The sequence below is a fragment of the Actinoplanes sp. HUAS TT8 genome (assembly GCF_051380535.1).
Lineage (GTDB): Bacteria > Actinomycetota > Actinomycetes > Mycobacteriales > Micromonosporaceae > Actinoplanes.
The window spans coordinates 10,625,252-10,643,335 of sequence record NZ_CP195646.1; the positions used below are offsets into that span (position 1 = coordinate 10,625,252).

Annotated in this window: 12 protein-coding genes and 1 pseudogene; 8 read left to right on the forward strand and 5 right to left on the reverse strand. The window is 72.6% G+C overall.

Annotated features, from left to right (window positions below; all coding sequences use genetic code 11):
- Window positions 1-51: 51 nt before the first annotated feature.
- From rimO to pspM, 6 genes are all read left to right on the forward strand, one after another.
- Entirely contained in the window at window positions 52-1,512 is a 1,461-nt protein-coding gene (gene rimO, locus ACSHV8_RS47540) for a 30S ribosomal protein S12 methylthiotransferase RimO (RefSeq protein ID WP_436527076.1), read from the forward strand.
- Window positions 1,509-2,093, forward strand: coding sequence for a CDP-diacylglycerol--glycerol-3-phosphate 3-phosphatidyltransferase (gene pgsA / locus ACSHV8_RS47545; RefSeq protein WP_436527077.1), 585 nt, complete (start codon window positions 1,509-1,511; stop codon window positions 2,091-2,093). Before rimO ends, pgsA begins: the two co-directional genes overlap by 4 nt.
- Window positions 2,093-2,584 (forward strand): CinA family protein, encoded by a 492-nt coding sequence (locus ACSHV8_RS47550; RefSeq protein ID WP_436527078.1) that lies wholly within the window; start codon window positions 2,093-2,095, stop codon window positions 2,582-2,584. Before pgsA ends, ACSHV8_RS47550 begins: the two co-directional genes overlap by 1 nt.
- Before the next feature lie 160 nt (window positions 2,585-2,744).
- Entirely contained in the window at window positions 2,745-3,143 is a 399-nt protein-coding gene (locus ACSHV8_RS47555) for a helix-turn-helix domain-containing protein (RefSeq protein ID WP_436527079.1), read from the forward strand.
- 268 nt (window positions 3,144-3,411) lie between these two features.
- Window positions 3,412-4,275, forward strand: a complete 864-nt coding sequence (locus ACSHV8_RS47560) for a PspA/IM30 family protein (RefSeq protein ID WP_436527080.1) — start codon at window positions 3,412-3,414, stop codon at window positions 4,273-4,275.
- Between the two features lie 14 nt (window positions 4,276-4,289).
- Entirely contained in the window at window positions 4,290-5,093 is an 804-nt protein-coding gene (gene pspM, locus ACSHV8_RS47565; RefSeq protein ID WP_436527081.1) for a phage shock envelope stress response protein PspM, read from the forward strand.
- 283 nt (window positions 5,094-5,376) lie between these two features.
- Here pspM and ACSHV8_RS47570 read toward each other — a convergent pair.
- Both ACSHV8_RS47570 and ACSHV8_RS47575 read right to left on the reverse strand, forming a co-directional pair.
- Window positions 5,377-6,114 (reverse strand): annotated as a pseudogene (locus ACSHV8_RS47570) (DNA-formamidopyrimidine glycosylase family protein); the annotation flags it as partial.
- Between the two features lie 472 nt (window positions 6,115-6,586).
- A complete protein-coding gene (locus tag ACSHV8_RS47575; protein WP_436527082.1) occupies window positions 6,587-7,378 on the reverse strand; it encodes an SAM hydrolase/SAM-dependent halogenase family protein in 792 nt (263 codons plus the stop codon).
- 71 nt (window positions 7,379-7,449) lie between these two features.
- Between ACSHV8_RS47575 and ACSHV8_RS47580 the strand changes: the two genes are divergently transcribed.
- Window positions 7,450-8,376 carry an LLM class F420-dependent oxidoreductase gene (locus tag ACSHV8_RS47580; RefSeq protein WP_436527083.1) on the forward strand — a complete coding sequence of 309 codons (927 nt, stop codon included), beginning with the start codon at window positions 7,450-7,452 and terminating at the stop codon, window positions 8,374-8,376.
- 219 nt (window positions 8,377-8,595) lie between these two features.
- On the opposite strand, the gene ACSHV8_RS47585 is transcribed toward ACSHV8_RS47580, so the two are convergent.
- Entirely contained in the window at window positions 8,596-13,410 is a 4,815-nt protein-coding gene (locus tag ACSHV8_RS47585; RefSeq protein ID WP_436527084.1) for an Lhr family helicase, read from the reverse strand.
- A 118-nt stretch (window positions 13,411-13,528) separates the two neighbouring features.
- Between ACSHV8_RS47585 and ACSHV8_RS47590 the strand changes: the two genes are divergently transcribed.
- Window positions 13,529-15,898 carry a serine/threonine-protein kinase gene (locus ACSHV8_RS47590; RefSeq protein WP_436527085.1) on the forward strand — a complete coding sequence of 790 codons (2,370 nt, stop codon included), beginning with the start codon at window positions 13,529-13,531 and terminating at the stop codon, window positions 15,896-15,898.
- Between the two features lie 238 nt (window positions 15,899-16,136).
- Here ACSHV8_RS47590 and leuE read toward each other — a convergent pair whose 3' ends face one another.
- Both leuE and ACSHV8_RS47600 read right to left on the reverse strand, forming a co-directional pair.
- A complete protein-coding gene (gene leuE, locus ACSHV8_RS47595; RefSeq protein ID WP_436527086.1) occupies window positions 16,137-16,790 on the reverse strand; it encodes a leucine efflux protein LeuE in 654 nt (217 codons plus the stop codon).
- A 23-nt stretch (window positions 16,791-16,813) separates the two neighbouring features.
- Complete coding sequence (locus ACSHV8_RS47600; protein WP_436527087.1) at window positions 16,814-18,055, reverse strand: bifunctional pyridoxamine 5'-phosphate oxidase family protein/GNAT family N-acetyltransferase; 1,242 nt, start codon at window positions 18,053-18,055, stop codon at window positions 16,814-16,816.
- Window positions 18,056-18,084 lie beyond the last annotated feature (29 nt).

An 18,084-nucleotide genomic window follows, 5' to 3' on the forward strand; every position in this document is an offset into this window, starting at 1 on the left:
CTTGGCTGTCCGGGGGACGGGCAACCCGAGGCGGCCCGGTAACCTTGGCGGGTGTCTGTAACTCCTGCTTCCTCTCGCCGTGTCGCCCTCCTCACGCTGGGCTGCGCCCGTAACGAGGTCGACTCGGAAGAGCTGGCCGCCCGCCTCGACGCCGAGGGCTGGGAGGTGGGCACCGACGCGGCCCAGGCCGACGTGGTGCTCGTCAACACCTGCGGCTTCGTCGAGAAGGCGAAGCAGGACTCGATCGACACCCTGCTCGCCGCGTCCGACACCGGGGCCAAGGTCGTCGCCGCCGGCTGCATGGCCGAGCGTTACGGCAAGGATCTCGCGGAGAACCTGCCCGAGGCCGACGCGGTGCTCGGCTTCGACGACTACACCGACATCGCCGCCCGGCTCGACGGCGTGCTGGCCGGTGAGAAATTCGACTCGCACACCCCGCGGGACCGGCGCGAGCTGCTCCCGATCACCCCCGTGCAGCGGCACGCGGCCAAGGTGGTCGTGCCCGGCCACGCCACGGTCGACGAGCACACCCCGGCCCACCTGCGCAAGGTGCTGCGCCGCCGGCTCGACTCGGGCCCGGTCGCCTCGCTCAAGCTGGCCAGCGGCTGCGACCGGCGCTGCGCGTTCTGCGCCATCCCGGCGTTCCGCGGCGCGTTCGTCTCCCGTGACCCGCAGGAGCTTCTGGCTGAGGCCGAGTGGCTGGCCAAGACCGGCGTGCGCGAGCTGGTGCTGGTCAGTGAGAACTCGACGTCGTACGGGAAGGATCTGGGCGATCCCCGCCTGCTGGAGAAGCTGTTGCCGCAGCTGGCCGCCGTCGACGGCATCGTCCGGGTGCGCGCTAGCTACCTGCAGCCCGCCGAGACCCGCCCCGGCCTGGTCGAGGCGATCGCCACCACGCCCGGCGTCGCCGCCTACTACGACCTGTCCTTCCAGCACTCCAGCGAGCCGGTGCTGCGGCGGATGCGCCGCTTCGGCTCCACCGAGCGCTTCCTGGAGCTGCTCGACTCGGCCCGCAAGCTGGCCCCCGAGGCCGGCGCCCGGAGCAACTTCATCGTCGGCTTCCCCGGCGAGACCCGGCAGGACGTGGACGAGCTGGTCCGCTTCCTGACCGAGGCCCGGCTCGACGCGATCGGCATCTTCGACTACAGCGACGAGGACGGCACCGAGGCGGCCGGCCTGCCCGGCAAGGTGCGCGCCGAAACGATCAAGCGGCGCTACGACAAGGTCGTCGCCCTGGCCGAGGAGCTGTGCGCCCAGCGCGCCGAGGACCGGCTCGGCAGCACGATCGAGGTCCTGGTCGACACCGTCGAGGACGGCGAGATCGAGGGCCGCGCCGAGCACCAGGCCCCCGAGGTCGACGGCTCCACCACGCTCGTCACCGGTGACAAGGGTGTCGACCTGGCCGCCCTGCGCCCGGGCGACCTGGTCCGGGCCACGGTCACCGGCACCGAGGGTGTCGACCTGATCGCCGTGCCGACCGAGATGATCTCCGCGGCGCGGGTCGACCGGTGACCGACGAGCCGGTTCCGGTGGCCGCGCCGCGCGTGGTGTCGCTCTACAACGCGGCCAACGCGCTGACCGTGGTCCGGCTCGTCCTCGTCCCGGTCTTCCTGGCCATGGTGGTCGCGTCCGGGATGACCGACCACGACTGGCGCATCGGCGCCTGCGTGGCCTTCTGCGTGGCCTCGGCGACCGACTTCGTGGACGGCTGGATCGCCCGCAAGTGGCACCTGGTCACCTCGTTCGGCAAGATCGCCGACCCGATCGCCGACAAGGCGCTGACCGGCACGGCTCTGGTCCTGCTCTCGGCCTACGACGCGCTGCCCTGGTGGATCACCCTGCTCATCCTGGTCCGCGAGTGGGGCATCACCGCGATGCGTTTCTGGGTGATCCGGTACGGCGTGATCCCGGCCTCCCGGGGTGGCAAGCTCAAGACCGGGCTGCAGACCCTGGCCATCGCCTGGTACCTGTGGCCCGTCCCCGAGCCGTTCGACGTGGTCGGCACCTGGGTGATGTACGCCGCACTGGCCGTCACCCTGGCCACCGGGGTGGACTACGTGATCGAGGCGTTCCGGCTGCGACGAGGAGCCTGATGGAGATGGCGGTGGCCGCCGCGGCGGCCGTCCACGCCCTGGTCGAGCGCCACCAGACGGTGGCGACCGCGGAGTCGCTCACCGGGGGACTCGTGGCGGCGACGATCGTGGAGATTCCCGGGGTGAGCGCGGTCTTCCGCGGCGGGCTGGTCGTCTACGCCACCGAGCTCAAAGGAACCCTTGCGGGCGTCCCCGCCGAGTTGCTGGCCGAGCGAGGACCGGTCGACCCGGACGTCGCCGGCAAACTGGCCGAGGGCGCCCGGGAACGCTGCGGTGCCGACTGGGGCGTGGCCACCACCGGCGTCGCCGGCCCCGATCCCCAGGACGGCAAGCCGGTCGGGTTGGTGTATGTGGCGGTCGCCGGACCCACCGGAACCCGGGTCGACGAATTGAAACTGACCGGTAACCGGGCGGCTATCCGTACCGAAAGTGTGACGGCCGTCCTGCAATTGCTCGCCGACGTTCTCCGTACCACACCGGCCCGGGTCTGACCTGGGAATACCACCCGTGTCGGGCTGGTTGTCGGGAAGTGCCGCGGGTGGGCCCGCTGAGGAATTCGGCGGGGCGGGATGTCGCCGTCGCTCGCGGCAGGTACGGTTGCGGGAAGCCTCCGGCGTGTTGCCGGCGGCCCCGCCCGCAGGAGGAGGTGCCATGGTCCTGCTACGCCGGGTTATCGGCGACGCACTTCGTGCGCGCCGGCAGGGACAGCACCGCACGCTGCGCGAGGTGTCGACCGCCGCGAACGTCAGCCTGGGTTATCTGTCCGAGATCGAGCGCGGCCAGAAAGAGGCCTCCAGCGAGCTGCTCGCGGCCATCTGCGAAGCGCTCGGCGCGCGTCTTTCCGAACTCCTCGGCGAGGTCAGCAGCACGCTGTCCCTGGCGGAGAACATGGAGGGCGTGCTCGTGCCGGTCGATGACCAGAGCTCCGAGTCCAAGCGCCAGGTCGCCATGGACGGCAACGTGTCGGTGTCGGTGCGCCAGGAGTCCCCGCTGAAGGCGACCCTGCACGCGACGCGGAACAAGAAGCGAGATGTGATCTACGCGGCATAAGAATCCCGCCGCCGCTCGAATTTGGCCGAAAGCCGGGCAGTCTTCTTGACGTGCCCGGCTTTGTGCTGCCCGGGCCTTTCCGCGTATCGCACGTGTCCCCTGAGGGGCGTAGCCTCGTGGGCAGGCTCGTCGCTAGGGGTGACCCTGAGATCCCCCGTAGGTCACGTGACGCCGCTGGCGTCGGGCTGACACGATGGTTTCGCGTCGGTGACGAGACCCGTCTCGCCATGACGCCACCGACCGAGCGACATTGAGGGGATACCGCGAGATGGCGAACCCGTTCGTCAAGGGCTGGCATTACATGATGGCGCTCTTCGGCGCGAAGATCGACGAGTACGCCGACCCGAAGGTGCAGATCCAGCAGGCCATCGAGGACGCTCAGCGACAGCACCAGGCGCTCGTCCAGCAGGCCGCCGCCGTCATCGGCAACCAGCGGCAGCTGGAGATGAAGCTGTCCCGGCAGATGTCCGAGGTCGAGAAGCTGCAGGGCATGGCCCGTCAGGCACTCGTGCTGGCCGACCGGGCCCGCGCCGCCGGCGACGAGGCCGAGGCCGGGAAGTATGAGCAGACCGCGCAGACGCTCGCCACCCAGCTGGTCTCCGGCGAGCAGTCGATGGAGGACCTGAAGACCCTCCACGACCAGGCGCTCTCCGCCGCCGGCCAGGCCCGCAAGGCCGTCGAGAACAATGCGATGGTCCTGCAGCAGCGCATCGCCGAGCGCTCCCGCCTCCTGAGCCAGCTCGAGCAGGCCAAGATGCAGGAGACCGTGGCCAAGTCGCTCGAATCGATGTCGCAGCTCTCCGCGCCGGGCAACACCCCGTCGCTGGACCAGGTGCGCGACAAGATCGAGCAGCGGTATGCGAACGCGATGGGCCGGGCCGAGCTGGCCTCCAACTCGGTCGAGGGCCGCATGCTCGAGGTGCAGAAGTCCAGCCTGGACCTGGCCGGCTCGTCCCGCCTGGAGCAGATCCGCGCCAGCATGGCCGGGGAGAAGCTGGGCGGCGCCGCGGCCCAGCCCGCCGTCAGCGGGCAGGACAACGCCACCGCGGCTGACGCCGCCGGTGTCGCGCGGCTCGACGAGATCCGCGCCAGCATGAACCAGAAGCGCGGCGACACCTCGGCCGCCGGCTGATCCGCGGGCATGTCATGGACGAGCGCGGTAAATACTTTCGCCGGCTGAAGCGCCTGCGCGGCTCGGCGCGCCGGTGGAGCGTGCTGGGTGGCGGTCTGGCGGCGGCGACGGTGGTGCTCGTGCCGTACGCGGGGGTCGGAATAGCGGACGCGGCCTGGGCCGCCGGGGCCGGCGCCTCGGTGGTCCTGGCCCGCTGGCGCTGGCGGGACTACCGCGAGCTGTCGTCCCAGCCCGCCCCCGAACCGGTCCTGCCCGGCCCGCGGTTCACCGCGGCGCTGGAACGCACCGAGGTCGGCCGGACGGTCCTGCACGAGGTCCGCCGGCAGAAGAACCGGTACGCCCTGCGCGGCTCGGTCATCGCCCAGGCCTGGGACCGTCTGGAACGCGCCTCGGCCACCATGCTCGGCCTGGCCGGCCGCCTCGACGCGGCCGGCGAGACGGCCGCGCTGGAAGCCGCCACGGCCGAGCAGTGGCTGCGCGACCTGGGCCGGCGGGTGGCGAGCGTCGAGCGGGCGATCCCGCTCGCCCAGTCCACCCAGCGCGCCGGCCTGGAACAGTCACACGGCGCCCTGGCCGACCAGTTCGTCGAGGGTGTCGAAGCGTTCGAAGAGTTGGTGGCGGCCGCGGCGAGCTACGTCGCGGAGGACGGGCACCCGGTCGCGGACTCCCGCCACCCGGCGTTCTTCGGCCTGGTCGAGGCCGCCGAGCGGTTGCGCGGCATCGCGGACGGGCTGGCCGAGCTGCGGGACCAGACGGCGCGATTCACGTCTACGCCGCCTCGGCAGGCTCAGGCTGGCAGCGCGGGCACCAGTAAGTGATGCGGTCCTCCAGTTCGGCTTTCTCCCCGATCCGGCCGGCTGTTCGCGGCAGCGCCGGGTAGTCGGGGGCGGCGTTCTGGCCGGCGCTGCCGGCCGCTCTGGCGTCCGCACCTCTGTTCGCGCCTCTGGGCATTGTCGTTCCTCGGAAGCTCGCGCCCCTCGACGATGCCGCTCCTCGGAAGCCCGCACCTCCCGGCGCTGCCGCTCTGACGTCTGCGCCTGCCGACCGTGCTCGGCCGCTCGGCCCGTGGGCGATTTGTCCACCCGGCAGCAACGGGGAGTTCTCGGCCTTCCGGATCGCCGTGCCGCAGCGCCGGCACGGTTGCGCCCGCCGCCCGTACACATAGCTCGTCTCCCCACGCCGCAGCGACCCGGTCGTGGTCTGCGTCCAGCGCCCCCGATTCGACGCCACGAGCCGCTGAGCCAGCGCCACGGTCCCGGTGAGGTCGGCGACCGCGCCCACCCGCGTCCACGGCCACAGCCCGCGCAGGAACAGCGTCTCCGCCTTGTAGAGGTTCCCCACCCCGGCCAGGTTCCGCTGGTCGAGCAGCGCCTCGGCGATCGTCGCCTCCGGCCGCGCCCCGATCCGCCGAACCGCCTCGGCCGGATCCCAGTCGGCCCCCAGCAGATCCGGCCCGAGATGCCCGACGAGCCGTTCCTCCTCGGCCGTCGGAACCAGTTCGAGATCATGCAGGTGATACCCCACCGCCACGGCCTTCGCGCACCGCAGCACGACCCGGATCAGATGCGCCGGCCGCCCGGTCCACCGCTCACCCGGCCCGTAGGTCCGCCACGCCCCCTCCATCCGCAGATGCGAATGCAGCGTGAGCCCGTCCCGCCCGTCCCGCTCCAGCCGCAGCAGCAGATGCTTCCCCCGGCTGGCCGACTCGGCCACCGTCCACCCGCTCAGATCCTCGGTGGCCAGCCGCGGCACCCGGAAGTCCGACCCGGTCAGCACCTGCCCGGCCAGCGCCCGCTCGACGACGCGAGCGGTGTTCCAAACGGTGTCCCCCTCCGGCATACCCCCAATCCTGCCCCGCTTCCCCCTCCCGCAACCCCCACCCCGCCCCGCTCCACCTCTCCGTGCCGCTTCACCCGCTCCCCGGCCCGTCTTCTGCGGCCGCCACCGCAGGCCGCGACCCCGGGCGCTGGTCCAGGCCGCTGCGCGGGTCCCGCTGCCAGCTGGCGCTCACGGCTGTCTCGCGGGCGTTTTACGACCCTCAGCGCCAGCCGGAAAGCGGGACTGGCGCCGGGCCACCAACTCTGGGAGGCCGACGGCGCAGACGCGGGGTTTGGCTGTGCCTCAGGAGTGCCTCAGCACCTCTGAGGCACTCCTGAGAACCAGCTGGGCTCGTGGTGGCGCGGCCCGGCCCACGGGCGGCCTCGCGCAACGCCTGGCGTGGGGCTGCTGTCACGGGTGGCTTCGTGCAACGCGTCGCGAGGGGCTGCCACGGGCGGCTTCTCACGGCGTACGGGAAAAGGAATTTGATCGGTCAGCGACGCTCGGCGATGCGGATGACGTCGCCGGGGACGACCGAGAGGACCACGACCGCGCGGCCGTTGTTGACCGCGACGGCGACCCGGTCCGCGGAGTCGGTGTAGACCAGCAGCTCGCCGGCGTTGACGTCGGCGAAGGTCGAGCCCCGGCGGGCCCGGACGGTGCCGTTGACGGTGAGCTCGGAGCCGAGCCCGGTGAGCATCGCCCCGTCGGCGGCCAGCTGCACGTTGCCGAAACGGTCGACGGTGAGCACCTCGGCCTCGATCCACCCGTCGCCGATGCTGGTCACCGGGGCCGGGAGGCGGACCAGCGCGCCCGGCTCGACGGCCGGACCGGCGTCGGAGATCTCCGCACCCGCGGCGAGCCGGGCCGCGGCCGGGGCGAACACGTCCCGCCCGTGGAACGTGCGCGACACGTCGCCCAGCGTCCAGTCCTTGTTGGTCAGCTCGTGCGCCGCCGTGATCCCGCCGAGCGCGTCGGCCGCCCAGATCAGCAGGCCGTTGTCCGGGCCGACGAGCACGCCGTTGGGGGTGGCCAGCACCACACCCCGGCGGGCCGTGCCGACGCCCGGGTCGACCACCGCGAGGTGCACCGACGCGGGGAGGAACGGCGCGGTCTGGGCCAGCACGGCGGCACCCCGGGTCACGTCGGCGGGCGGCACGTGGTGCGTGACATCGATCACGCGGGCATCCGGCGCGATGCGGGCGATCGAGCCGTGGCAGGCCGCGACGAAGCCGTCGAACGTGCCATAGTCGGTGGTGAAGCTGATCCATCCATAACCGGGCATGCTGGCGACGTTACTGGCAGCCGCGGCCGGATGCGGGCCGGGCGCGCCGCGTATCTGGCAGGGTTGTCCCCATGCGTCTTGTGATCTTCACCGAACCCCAGCAGGGTGCGAGCCACGACGACCTGCTGCGAGTGGCGAAAGCTGCCGAGGACGGCGGTTTCGACGGGTTCTTCCGCTCCGACCACTACCTGAAGATGGGCGACGGGCCCGGCCTGCCCGGGCCGAGCGACGCCTGGATCACGCTGGCCGCGCTGGCCGTGCAGACCTCCCGGATCCGGCTGGGCACGCTGGTCAGTTCGGCGACGTTCCGGCTGCCCGGGCCGCTGGCGATCGCGGTCGCGCAGGTCGACGCCATGAGCGGCGGCCGGGTCGAGTTCGGGCTCGGCGGCGGCTGGTTCGACGCCGAGCACAAGGCTTACGGCATCCCGTTCCCGGCGGTCGGCGAGCGCTTCGACCGGCTGGAGGAGCAGCTGGAGATCATCACCGGCCTGTGGAAGACCGCGGAGGGCTCGACCTTCGACTTCGACGGCAAGTTCTACCAGGTCAGCGACTCGCCGGCGCTGCCCAAGCCGGTGCAGTCGCCGCTGCCCGTGATCATCGGCGGCCACGGCAAGAAGCGCACGCCGGACCTGGCCGCCCGCTTCGCGGCCGAGTTCAACGTGCCGTTCTCCAAGATCGAGGACATTCCCGCACAGTACGAGCGTGTCCGCGCGGCAAGCGCAGCCGCCGGTCGCGCCGAGCCGCCGGCGTTCAGTGCGGCGACCGTGCTCTGCGTCGGCCGCGACGACGCCGAGGTGCGCCGCCGGGCCGCGGCGATCGGCCGCGAGGTCGAGGAGATGCGGGAGAACGGCGGCGTCGTCGGCACCCCGGCCGAGGCCGTCGAGACGATCAAGCGGTACGCGGCGGCGGGATCGTCCCGGCTCTTCCTGCAGGTGCTGGACCTGTCCGACATCGATCACATCGACCTGGTCGCCTCGGACGTGCTGCCCCACGTGTGACCGGTCCCGGCGGCCGCTCGACCGGGCGGCCGCCGCCCGCACGTCCCAGGGGCGCCCCCCGAGGCGATTGTCCCGCGAAACGCCAAGATCGTGCCGACGGCCTGTGGACAAGCCGTCGTTGTGGACAAGCCGTCGTTGTGGAGAAACCCGTCGCTGTGGAGAAACCCGTCGCTGTGGACAGAGCCGCGTCGCCGCCCGGGCCCGGGCCTCCGGCTGCGGTCACCCCCGGAGCCGCAGCCCGCGCGGCGTGGCCCGGAACCCCGCCGCCTGCAACGCGTCCCGCAGCGGCGAGGCGTTCACCGACTCCCCGTCGGCCCGCTCGACCGACATCGCCCCCAGCGCCCCGGACCGCACCGACCCGGCCAGCGCCTGCCCGGCCGCCAGCAGCGATTCCGGATCGTCGGCGAACGACAGCAGGGTCCGCCCGCCGCGCTCCACATAGAGCACCAGTTCACCGCCGACGAGCACGACCAGCGCCCCCGCTTTCCGCCCGGCGCGGTGCCCGGCTTTGGCGACCGGTTCGCCGTCGCCGCTGTCGATGATCCGTTCCGGCCAGGGCAGCGCGGCACCGTACGGATTGGCGGGGTCGGCCGCGGCCAGCACCAGCGCACCCGACCCGGTACGTTTGGCCAGTTCAGCGGGCTCGGCCAGGGCTCGCAGCCGATCCACCGCCCCGGGCACCGCGAACTGGGCCGCGCCGAGCCCTTCGACGAAGTAGCCCCGCCGGGCCGCGCCGCGCTCCTCCAGCGCGCTCAGCACCGGGTAGACCGCGGCGAACCCGCCGGTCACGCCTTCGGCCATCACCGCGCCGCGGGTCACCACGCCGTGTCGTTCCAGCAGCAGGTCGGCGAGGGCGGCGGCCCGCCGGGTCGGGTCGAGATCGCGTTCGGGCAGGCGGGACCAGCGGCCGGCCATGTTCAGCGGACCGGTCCGGGACGGCATGGTCGCCCGGCCGGGCCGCCGGTACCGGCTGCGGGCCGGGGCGGCCTTGGCCTTGTGCGCGCCGCTGCCGCTGAGCAGCGCCCGTAACGGCGCGAAGGTGTCGTTGGTCAGGTGCCCGGCCCACACCAGGTCCCACACCGTCGCGGCCAGTTCGGTGTCGTCGGTGGAGCCCGCTCTGTCCGAAAGCGATCGGAAGAACAGTGCCTGCCCGTCGCCCAGCGCGTCCAGCACCGCCTGGTGTGCGGGGGTGAGTGCGAGTTCGTCGTCGGGCGGCGGGAGCAGCAGGGGAGCGCTGTCCGCGTAGGCCAGCGTCACCCACCCGTCGCCGCCGGCGATCGACCCCGAACCGGCCCACAGCACCTCGCCGCTGCCGCACAACTCGTCGAGCAGCGGCGGCGTGTAGTCGGCGACCCGGGCCGGGAGCACCAGTCGTTCCCAGGCCGAGGCCGGCACGGCGACGCCCTGCACCTGCTCGATCGTCGCGGCCAGTGCGTCCACCCCGCGGACGTTGCCGCCGACCTGATGCCAGCGGGGCAGGAACGCGGCAAGCGTTTTCGGCGGCACCGGTTCGATCTCCCGGCGCAGTGCAGCCAGCGACCGCCGGCGCAGCATCCGCAGCACCTCGGCGTCGCACCATTCGGTGCCCGCGCCGTCCGGTGAGAACTCGCCGGAGGTGACCCGTCCGGTCGCGCTCAACCGTTTGAGGACCTGTTCCACCACGAAGACGCCGAGCCCGAACCGGGCCGCGCAGGTCGCCGCGAGGAACGGCCCGTGCGTCTTCGCATAGCGCGCGACCAGGTCACCGAGCGGGTCGGCGACCGGCTCCAGGTAGGCCTCGGCGATGCCGACCGGCAGGGCGACGCCGAGCGCGTCCCGATAGCGCCCGGCGTCGTCGATGCCGATCCAGCGCTCCTGGCCGGCCACCCGCACCCGGGCCGCCCGCCGCGTCGTCTCCAGCGCGACCACCCACTCCTCGGGCACGCCGCGCTCGGCCAGCTCGGCCGCGGAGAGATCGCCGAGCAGCCGGAGCAGCTCGGCCGCGTCCTCGGCGTCCCGTGGGGTGCGCTGGGTCGTGCGCCACTGCAGCTGGGCCTCGGTCTCGGCGACCACCGCCGGGTCGAGCAACTCCCGCAGGTCGACCCGGCCGAGCAGCTCGCCGAGCAGGGTCGCGTCCAGGGCCAGGGCGGCGGCGCGGCGCTCGGCCAGGGGCGCGTCACCCTCGTACAGGAAAGCGCCCACGTATCCGAAGAGCAGTGATCGGGCGAACGGGGAGGGCCGCGGGGTCTCGGTCTCGACCAGGCGCACCTTGCGGCCGCCGATCTCGCGCATCAGCCCGGACAGGCCGGGCACGTCGAAGACGTCCTGCAGGCACTCGCGGGCCGCCTCCAGGGTCACCGGGAAGTCGGCGAACTCGCGGGCGACGTCGAGCAGCTGCGCGGACCGCTGCCGCTGCTGCCAGAGCGGCTGGCGGCGGCGCGGATCGCGGCGCGGCAGCAGCAGCGACCGGGCCGCGCACTCCCGGAACCGGGATGCGAACAGCGCGGACGTGCCGACCGACTCCTCGACGATCTGGGCGATCTCCTCCGGGTCGAACGCCACCAGATCGGCGCCGGGCGGCTCGTCGGCGGTGTCCGGCAGCCGGATCACGATGCCGTCGTCGGAGGGCATGACCTGGCCGTCCACCCCGTAGCGCTCGCTGAGCCGCCGGCCGATGGCCAGCGCCCAGGGCGCGTTGACCTTGGCGCCGAGTACGCAGTGCACGGTCATCCGCCAGTCGCCCAGCTCGTCGCGGAAACGCTCGACCACGATGGTCCGGTCGTCGGGCAGGTGCCGGGTGGCCTCGCGCTGCTCGCGCAGGTAGTTCACCAGGTTCGCGGCGGCCCATTCGTCCAGACCGGACTCGCGCAGCGCCGTGGTCGCACCCTCGTCGCCGGCCTTGGTCAGCGCGCGCAGCCGGGCCCCGATCGCCCGGCCCAGCTCGATCGGCCGGCCGGGGGAGTCGCCCTTCCAGAACGGCATCCGCGCCGGGGCACCGGGTGCGGGGGAGACCAGCACCCGGTCGGGCGTGATGTCCTCGATCCGCCAGGAGGTCGAGCCGAGCAGGAAGACATCACCCACGCGGGACTCGTAGACCATCTCCTCGTCCAGCTCACCGACCCGGGAAGCCCGCTCGGAGCCGGCCAGGAAGACACCGAACATTCCGCGGTCCGGAATCGTGCCGCCGCTGGTCACGGCCAGCCGCTGCGCGCCCGGACGCCCGGTCAGCAGGTCGGTGCCGCGATCCCAGACCAGCCGCGGCCGCAACTCGGCGAACGCGGTCGACGGATATCGCCCGGACAACATGTCCAACACCGCGTGGAGCGCGGATTCCGGCAATTCGGCGAACGGGGCGGCCCGCCGGACCAGCCCGGCCAACTCGTCGACCGGCCACTCGTCCAGCGCCACCATCGCGACCACCTGCTGGGCCAGCACATCGAGCGGATTGCGCGGATAGCGCAACTCCTCGATCGCGCCCGCACTCATCCGCTCCGCCACCACGGCGCAGGAGAGCAGGTCACCGCGGTGCTTGGGGAACACGACACCGCGCGAGACGGCCCCGACCTGGTGCCCGGCCCGGCCGATCCGCTGCAACCCGGCCGCGACCGTGGGCGGAGCCTCGATCTGCACGACCAGATCGACCGCGCCCATGTCGATGCCGAGCTCCAGGCTCGACGTGGCGACGACGGCCGGCAGCCGGCCCGACTTCAGCGCCTCCTCGATCTGTTTGCGCTCCTCACGGGAGACGCTGCCGTGGTGCGCGCGGGCGACGACCGGCGGCGCGCCCTGGGCCGCAGCCGACTGCGCCATGATCGCCGCGGGCATTCCGGCGGCCCCGTTTCCCCTGATCAAAGGCGGGATTCTGCCGGGTTCAGCTGCGCTTGCGGCTTCCGGCACTGCGCCGAGGGAAAACCCGTTCGCCGTACGGCCATAGCCCCGTCCCCCCTCGGCGGGGTCCGGCTCGGTGCGGGGCTCCGTCGTACGCCAAGCGTCTTGGTCTTGGTCTTGGTTTGGGTTTGGGTCTGTCGTGGCGAAGCCGGCCGGGTCGCCGGGCTCTCCGCCGGACTCGTCGAGGCGGGCGAAGTCGGCACGCTCCCCGGATTCGTCGAGGCGGGCGAGCTCGGCGCGCTCCGCGGACAGTTCGTTGAGGCGGGCGCAGAGGCGTTCCGCGCCGCGTCGTGAGTTGGTGAACACGATGGTCGATCGGTGAGCCTCGATCAGGTCGAGCACCCGCTCCTCGACGGCCGGCCAGATCGACGGCGTGCGCCGCCCACCCTCCAGGTCGTCGTCGGCGGGCTGCTCGTCCAGCCGGGTCATGTCCTCGACCGGCACCTGGACGGAGATCTCGATCGTCTTCGCACTGGGCGGCCGGACGATCTCCACGTGCTGCGACCCGCCGAGGAACCGCGCGGTCTCCTCGATCGGCCGCACCGTCGCGGACAGGCCGATCCGCTGCGCGGGACGCTCCAGCAGCGCGTCCAGCCGCTCCAGAGAAAGTGCCAGGTGAGCGCCGCGCTTGGTGGCCGCGACCGCGTGCACCTCGTCGATGATCACCGTCTCGACGCCGCGCAGCGACTCCCGCGCCGCGGACGTGAGCAGCAGGAACAACGACTCCGGAGTGGTGATCAGGATGTCCGGCGGGGTGCGGGCGAAGCCACGCCGCTCGTCGGCCGGCGTGTCCCCCGTGCGCATCCCGACGGTGATCTCCGGCGGGGGCAGACCGAGCCGGCCGGCCGCCTGGCGGATGCCGGTGAGCGGCGCGCGCAGGTTGCGCTCCACGTCGACGGCCAGGGCCTTCAGCGGGCTCACGTAGAGCACCCGGCATCGCCGCCGGACCTGCTCGGGGACCGGCTCGCGGGCCAGCTTGTCGAGTGACCACAGGAAGGCGGCCAAGGTCTTGCCGGAACCGGTGGGCGCGACCACGAGCGCATGACGGCCGGCCCCGATCGCCCGCCACGCGCCGTCCTGAGCGGCGGTGGGCGCGGCGAACGCGGCCGTGAACCACTCCCGGGTGGCCGGACCGAATTTCTCGAGCACCTCTCGCACGCCATCCATCCCTCCCCGGGGGTACGACAAAAACCTCGCCGAGCCCCACGCGGAACCCGGGTGATCGTCATTCCGTGGGCGGTCTGTACCTGATTATCCTGATGACCGACGTGATGGGTGGTTGCCGATGGCGGTCAGGCAGATGCTCGTCGCAGGCCGGTACCGTCTTCTGGAACCGGTCGGCGCCGGTGGAATGGGTCGGGTCTGGCTGGCCCGCGATCAGATGCTGGATCGGGACGTCGCGGTCAAGGAGATCGTCCCGCCCGATTGGATGTCCGACGCCGAGAAGGACCGGCTGCACAGCCGGACCCTGCGCGAGGCCCGGAGCGCGGCCCGGCTGACCCATCCGCACGTGGTCCGCGTCTACGACGTGGTCCACGCCGAGGGGCTGTCCTGGATCGTGATGGAGTACGTCGCGTCCCGGTCGCTCTACCAGGTGCTGACCACCAAAGGGCCGTACCCGCCGATCGCGGCGGCCCGGATCGGCCTGGCCGTGCTCGACGCGCTCACGGCGGCCCACCGAGCCGGCGTACTGCATCGCGACGTCAAGCCGCACAACGTGTTGATCGGCTCCGACGGCCGAGTTCTGCTGACCGATTTCGGCCTGGCCACGTTCGTCGACGACGGCATGATCACCACACCCGGTCTGATCGTCGGATCTCCGCAGTACGTGTCACCGGAGCGCGCCCGCGACGGCGCCTCCACGGTGGAGTCCGACCTGTGGTCGTTCGGGGCGACGCTGTACGCCACGGTCGAGGGACAGTCGCCGTACGCACGGGACAGTGCGATGGCGACCCTTGCCGCCCTGGCCACCGAACCCCCTGATCAGCCGTTCCGGGCCGGGCCGCTCGGGCCGATCCTGGACGGGCTGCTCCGGTACGAGCCGGCCGAACGGCTGAGCGCCCGCGAAGTCGAACGGCGACTGCGGGCAGTGCTGGAAGCGGAACCCGCGGAGACGCGCCGTGACGTGGGCGTCGCGCGGCCGAGCGTCGAGCCGGTCGCCGAGAACACCGAGGAACTGGGCGGGGGACCGGTGAGTCCGGCCGATCTTGACACCCCGAATCTGACCGAGTCTGATCAGTCGCTTCTGCCGGTTCTCTTCGTAGGAGCACGGGAACTCCCGGCCGGTGTTCTGGGGAACCCGGCCGGCGGCGCTCCGCAACCCGCCGACGAGCCGTCGGCGGCGATCGACGACTCCGACGAGTGGTGGCGGTCCTCGGACGACGACCTGTCCCGGAGCGGCTACATCGAGGGCACGTTCACCGACGTTGAAGTCTTCTCGCAGGTCGGAGCCCATGTCGTCGGCGATCGGGGCGGGGCTGAGGCCCATCCTCTGGGCGAACCCGGGGGCGTCACCGGGAGAAAGGCCGGCGAGGGCAAAACCCGCGGTGCCGCCTCACCCAGGCCCCGTCCTAATCGCCGGCCGTCCGCCGCGGGAGAACCCGCGGCCAGTCCCTCGGCCCGCCGGGGCAACCAGGTGCTGCTGGGTGCGATCCCGTCGCAGCGGTCACCGGTGTCCGGCCCGCTCGCCGCGAACGAGCCCCCGCCGGGCCGCTGGTCCCGACGTTCCCGGCCGGCGACCCCGGGCCGTACCCGGCTGATCCTCGGCGCCCTCGTGGTGGCTGTCCTGCTCGGTGGTGGGTTGGTCGGGATGCGGCTGATCGCCCAGGAGGACTCCGCGCCGGAGGTGGGCGTGCCCCCGACCCCGTCCACTCAGTCGTCACCGCGTGCCTCGCCGTCGGTCTCCGCCGCGGCCCTGCCTGGTTCCGCGCAGCCCTCAGGTCCCGCGTCACCAGCGGTTTCCGCCCCGGGCTCGGCGTCTCCAGGTTCGGTGCCGGTGCCGGGATCGGTGTCAGCGCCGGGCTCGGCTTCGTCCCCTGGCCCGGCGTCGTCGCGCGGTTCCGCGGCAGCGTCCGGTTCGAGTTCGTCCCCGGCGGCCGGTTTCTCGCCGGTCGTCTGTGATGTGCGGCCGCCATCCCGCGTGCCGATCACCCCGAAGGAGGATGCTGCCCGGGGCGTCAACGGCTGGGAGTTGCAGGCCGGCTGGTCCTACTTCACCGACGGCACCGGATTCCACATCCCGATCCCGGACGGCTGGACCTACCAGCGGATCGGCACCACCTACTGCTTCCGTGACCCGCGCGGAGCCCGGGTACTGAGCCTGGACGTCGGCCGCCCCACCGGCACCGCCCCGCAGGAGGGGTGCCGTGCCGAGGATCGCCGCCTGCGGGCATCCACCCGTATCCGCGACTACACGCCGATCGCGATCTCCCCGGTCACGCTGCTGCACGAGGCCGCCGACTGGGACTACCGGTACCGCACCGCCGCCGGCGTGCTCCGCCGCGCCACCACCAGGTGGTTCGCTCTTGGCGGCCACGCCTACGCCCTCGGCTGGGCCACGCCGGAAGCCGCCTGGGCCACCGAGCTCAGCAAGATCCAGATGGTCCGAGCCACTTTCTACACCGACACCCCGTCCACCACCCCCACCCGCAGCTGACCACCCCGCCGCACTGCGCGCCGCCGCACTGCGCGCCGCCGCACTGCGCGCCGCCGCACTGCGCGATGCCGCACTGCGCGATGCCGCACCCACCGCGCGTGCAGAATCGCGCCCCACCCCGCCGCCTCGCGCCGAGACCTGGCGTGCCGCGCAGCCGTCGGACTGCGCTGCGCCGCGCCGGAGCGCGCCGCGCCGCGCCGCGCAGGGTAGGGCAGGGCCGCGCCGCGCCGCGCCGCGGTCAGCTCAGGCTGGCGGTGGCCAGTTTGATGCTGAAGCCGACGAACAGCGCGCCCACCCCGGTAGCCGCCCCAGCCGCCAGCCGGCGCCGCCGCTGGAACTGCCCGGCCAGGAACCGCCCCCCGAAGATCAGCGCGGTCAGGTACAGCGCGCTGAAGAACTGCACGACCGCCCCGAGCACCAGGAACGACAGCGCGGGATGCGCATATCCCGGCTGGACGAACTGGATGAAGAACGAGACGAAGAACAGGATCGCCTTCGGGTTCAGCAGACTGATCACCAGCGCCCGCCGGAACGGCCGCTGCATTTCAGCGGGTTCTTCCTCGACCGCGTTGGCGACGGTCTCGCCCCGGTTCCGCCACCGGCCCCAGGCGCCGCGCAGAATGTTCACGCCCACCCAGGCCAGGTAGGCCGCACCCGCATACTTCAACACCAGGAACAGCGGCGGATAGGCCCCCAGCAGCGAGGACACCCCGGTCGCGGACAAGATCATCAAGACCGCGTCGCCGAGGAACACTCCGCAAGCGGCCTGATACCCGACTCGCACGCCGCGCCGCGCCCCCACCGAGAGCACGAAGATCGAGTTCGGCCCGGGCAGCAGGATGATGGCCACCACACCGAGCACGTACGTCCAGAAGTCAGTTATGCCCAGCACGAGTCACGCCTCCCCAGCCCTGATCAACCGGCGGCGAGCCGGTCCCGCAGGCGCTGAGCCGCGGCCGGCCACTCGTCCGCCGTCATCGCGAACACTACGGTGTCCCGCCAGCTGCCATCCGGCCGTAGCCGCTGCCTGCGGATCATCCCGTCCCGGCTCGCGCCGAGCCGGGCGATCGCGCGCTGCGACCGCTCGTTGCGAATGTCGGTGTACCAGAACACCTTGGCCGCGCCGAGCACGTCGAACGCCCGCTCCAGCAGCAACAGCTTCGCCTCCGTGTTGACCCCGCTCCGCCACCACTTGCGGCCCAGCATGGTGTGGCCGATCCCGACCGAGCGACGGACCGGATCGACGTCGTGATACGTCGTGAGGCCCATCACGACGCCGGTCACCGGGTCGACCTGGGCCCAGCCGGACCGGTCGCCCCGCCACTGCCCGCGGATCACCTCGGCGATGTCGGCCGCCGTGTCGTCCACCGAGCGAGCCTGCGGCGTGGGGAGATACCGCCAGACCTCCTCGTCGTCCAGCGCCTCGAACATCCCCGGCGCGTGCGCGGGGGACAGCGGCTCCAGCCGCACGTGCCGGCCCTCCAGCCGGACCGGGGTCTGCCAGGCGGTCGCCGGATTGCCGGGCAGATAGGCCGGCGGCGGCAGCGCGACGCCGGCGTCGGTTTCCGGCGGGCCGGACACCCGGCGGATCGGCAGGACGCCGGCCCAGTGCGGCAGGCCGAGGTCGGCCTCGTCGTCCTTCACCCCGCCGGACCGGGCCCGCACCGACACCTCGACCAGCGGGAGAGCCAGCACACTGGTCTGCGCCATCTCCTGCTTGGTCGGCGGGCGGCTCCCGGCCGCGCGCCCGGTGCCGGTCTTCTCCACCAGGGCCAGCATGGCCTCGGCCTTCTCCGCCGGGTCGGTGACCGGCCGGGCGACGCCGAGGGCGACCACCGAGCGGTAGTTGGCACTGTGGTGGAACTGGGAACGCCCGTAGACCAGGCCGTCGAGCAGCGTCACGCTGACGCAGACCGAGACGCCGTCGCCTCGGGCCCCCAGCGCCATCCGGCCGCCGGTGGACCCGTGCAGATAGAGCGTCTCGCCGACCCGGACGTGCAGGGTCGGGAGCACGCGGGGCTCACCGTCCACCACGAAGCCGACCGAGCAGTCGAACGCTTCGTCGAGAATGGCATGCGCGGCCTCCCGCTCGTAATGCATGCGCTCCCGTGTGCGGGTCGCGGTGGTGCGGTCGGTAGCGGCGTAGACATCGGTCATCAGGGCCTCCCCGGGTGGCGTTGTTCCAC

Bases quoted from the DNA above. Each gene is read 5' to 3' on its own strand.
- ACSHV8_RS47550 (WP_436527078.1), top strand. From the start codon at position 2,093: ATGGAGATGGCGGTGGCCGCCGCGGCGGCCGTCCACGCCCTGGTCGAG.
- ACSHV8_RS47555 (WP_436527079.1), top strand. From the start codon at position 2,745: ATGGTCCTGCTACGCCGGGTTATCGGCGACGCACTTCGTGCGCGCCGG.
- ACSHV8_RS47560 (WP_436527080.1), top strand. From the start codon at position 3,412: ATGGCGAACCCGTTCGTCAAGGGCTGGCATTACATGATGGCGCTCTTC.
- pspM (WP_436527081.1), top strand. From the start codon at position 4,290: ATGGACGAGCGCGGTAAATACTTTCGCCGGCTGAAGCGCCTGCGCGGC.
- ACSHV8_RS47575 (WP_436527082.1), bottom strand. From the start codon at position 7,378: ATGCCCGGTTATGGATGGATCAGCTTCACCACCGACTATGGCACGTTC.
- ACSHV8_RS47580 (WP_436527083.1), top strand. From the start codon at position 7,450: ATGCGTCTTGTGATCTTCACCGAACCCCAGCAGGGTGCGAGCCACGAC.
- ACSHV8_RS47585 (WP_436527084.1), bottom strand. From the start codon at position 13,410: ATGGATGGCGTGCGAGAGGTGCTCGAGAAATTCGGTCCGGCCACCCGG.
- ACSHV8_RS47590 (WP_436527085.1), top strand. From the start codon at position 13,529: ATGGCGGTCAGGCAGATGCTCGTCGCAGGCCGGTACCGTCTTCTGGAA.
- ACSHV8_RS47600 (WP_436527087.1), bottom strand. From the start codon at position 18,055: ATGACCGATGTCTACGCCGCTACCGACCGCACCACCGCGACCCGCACA.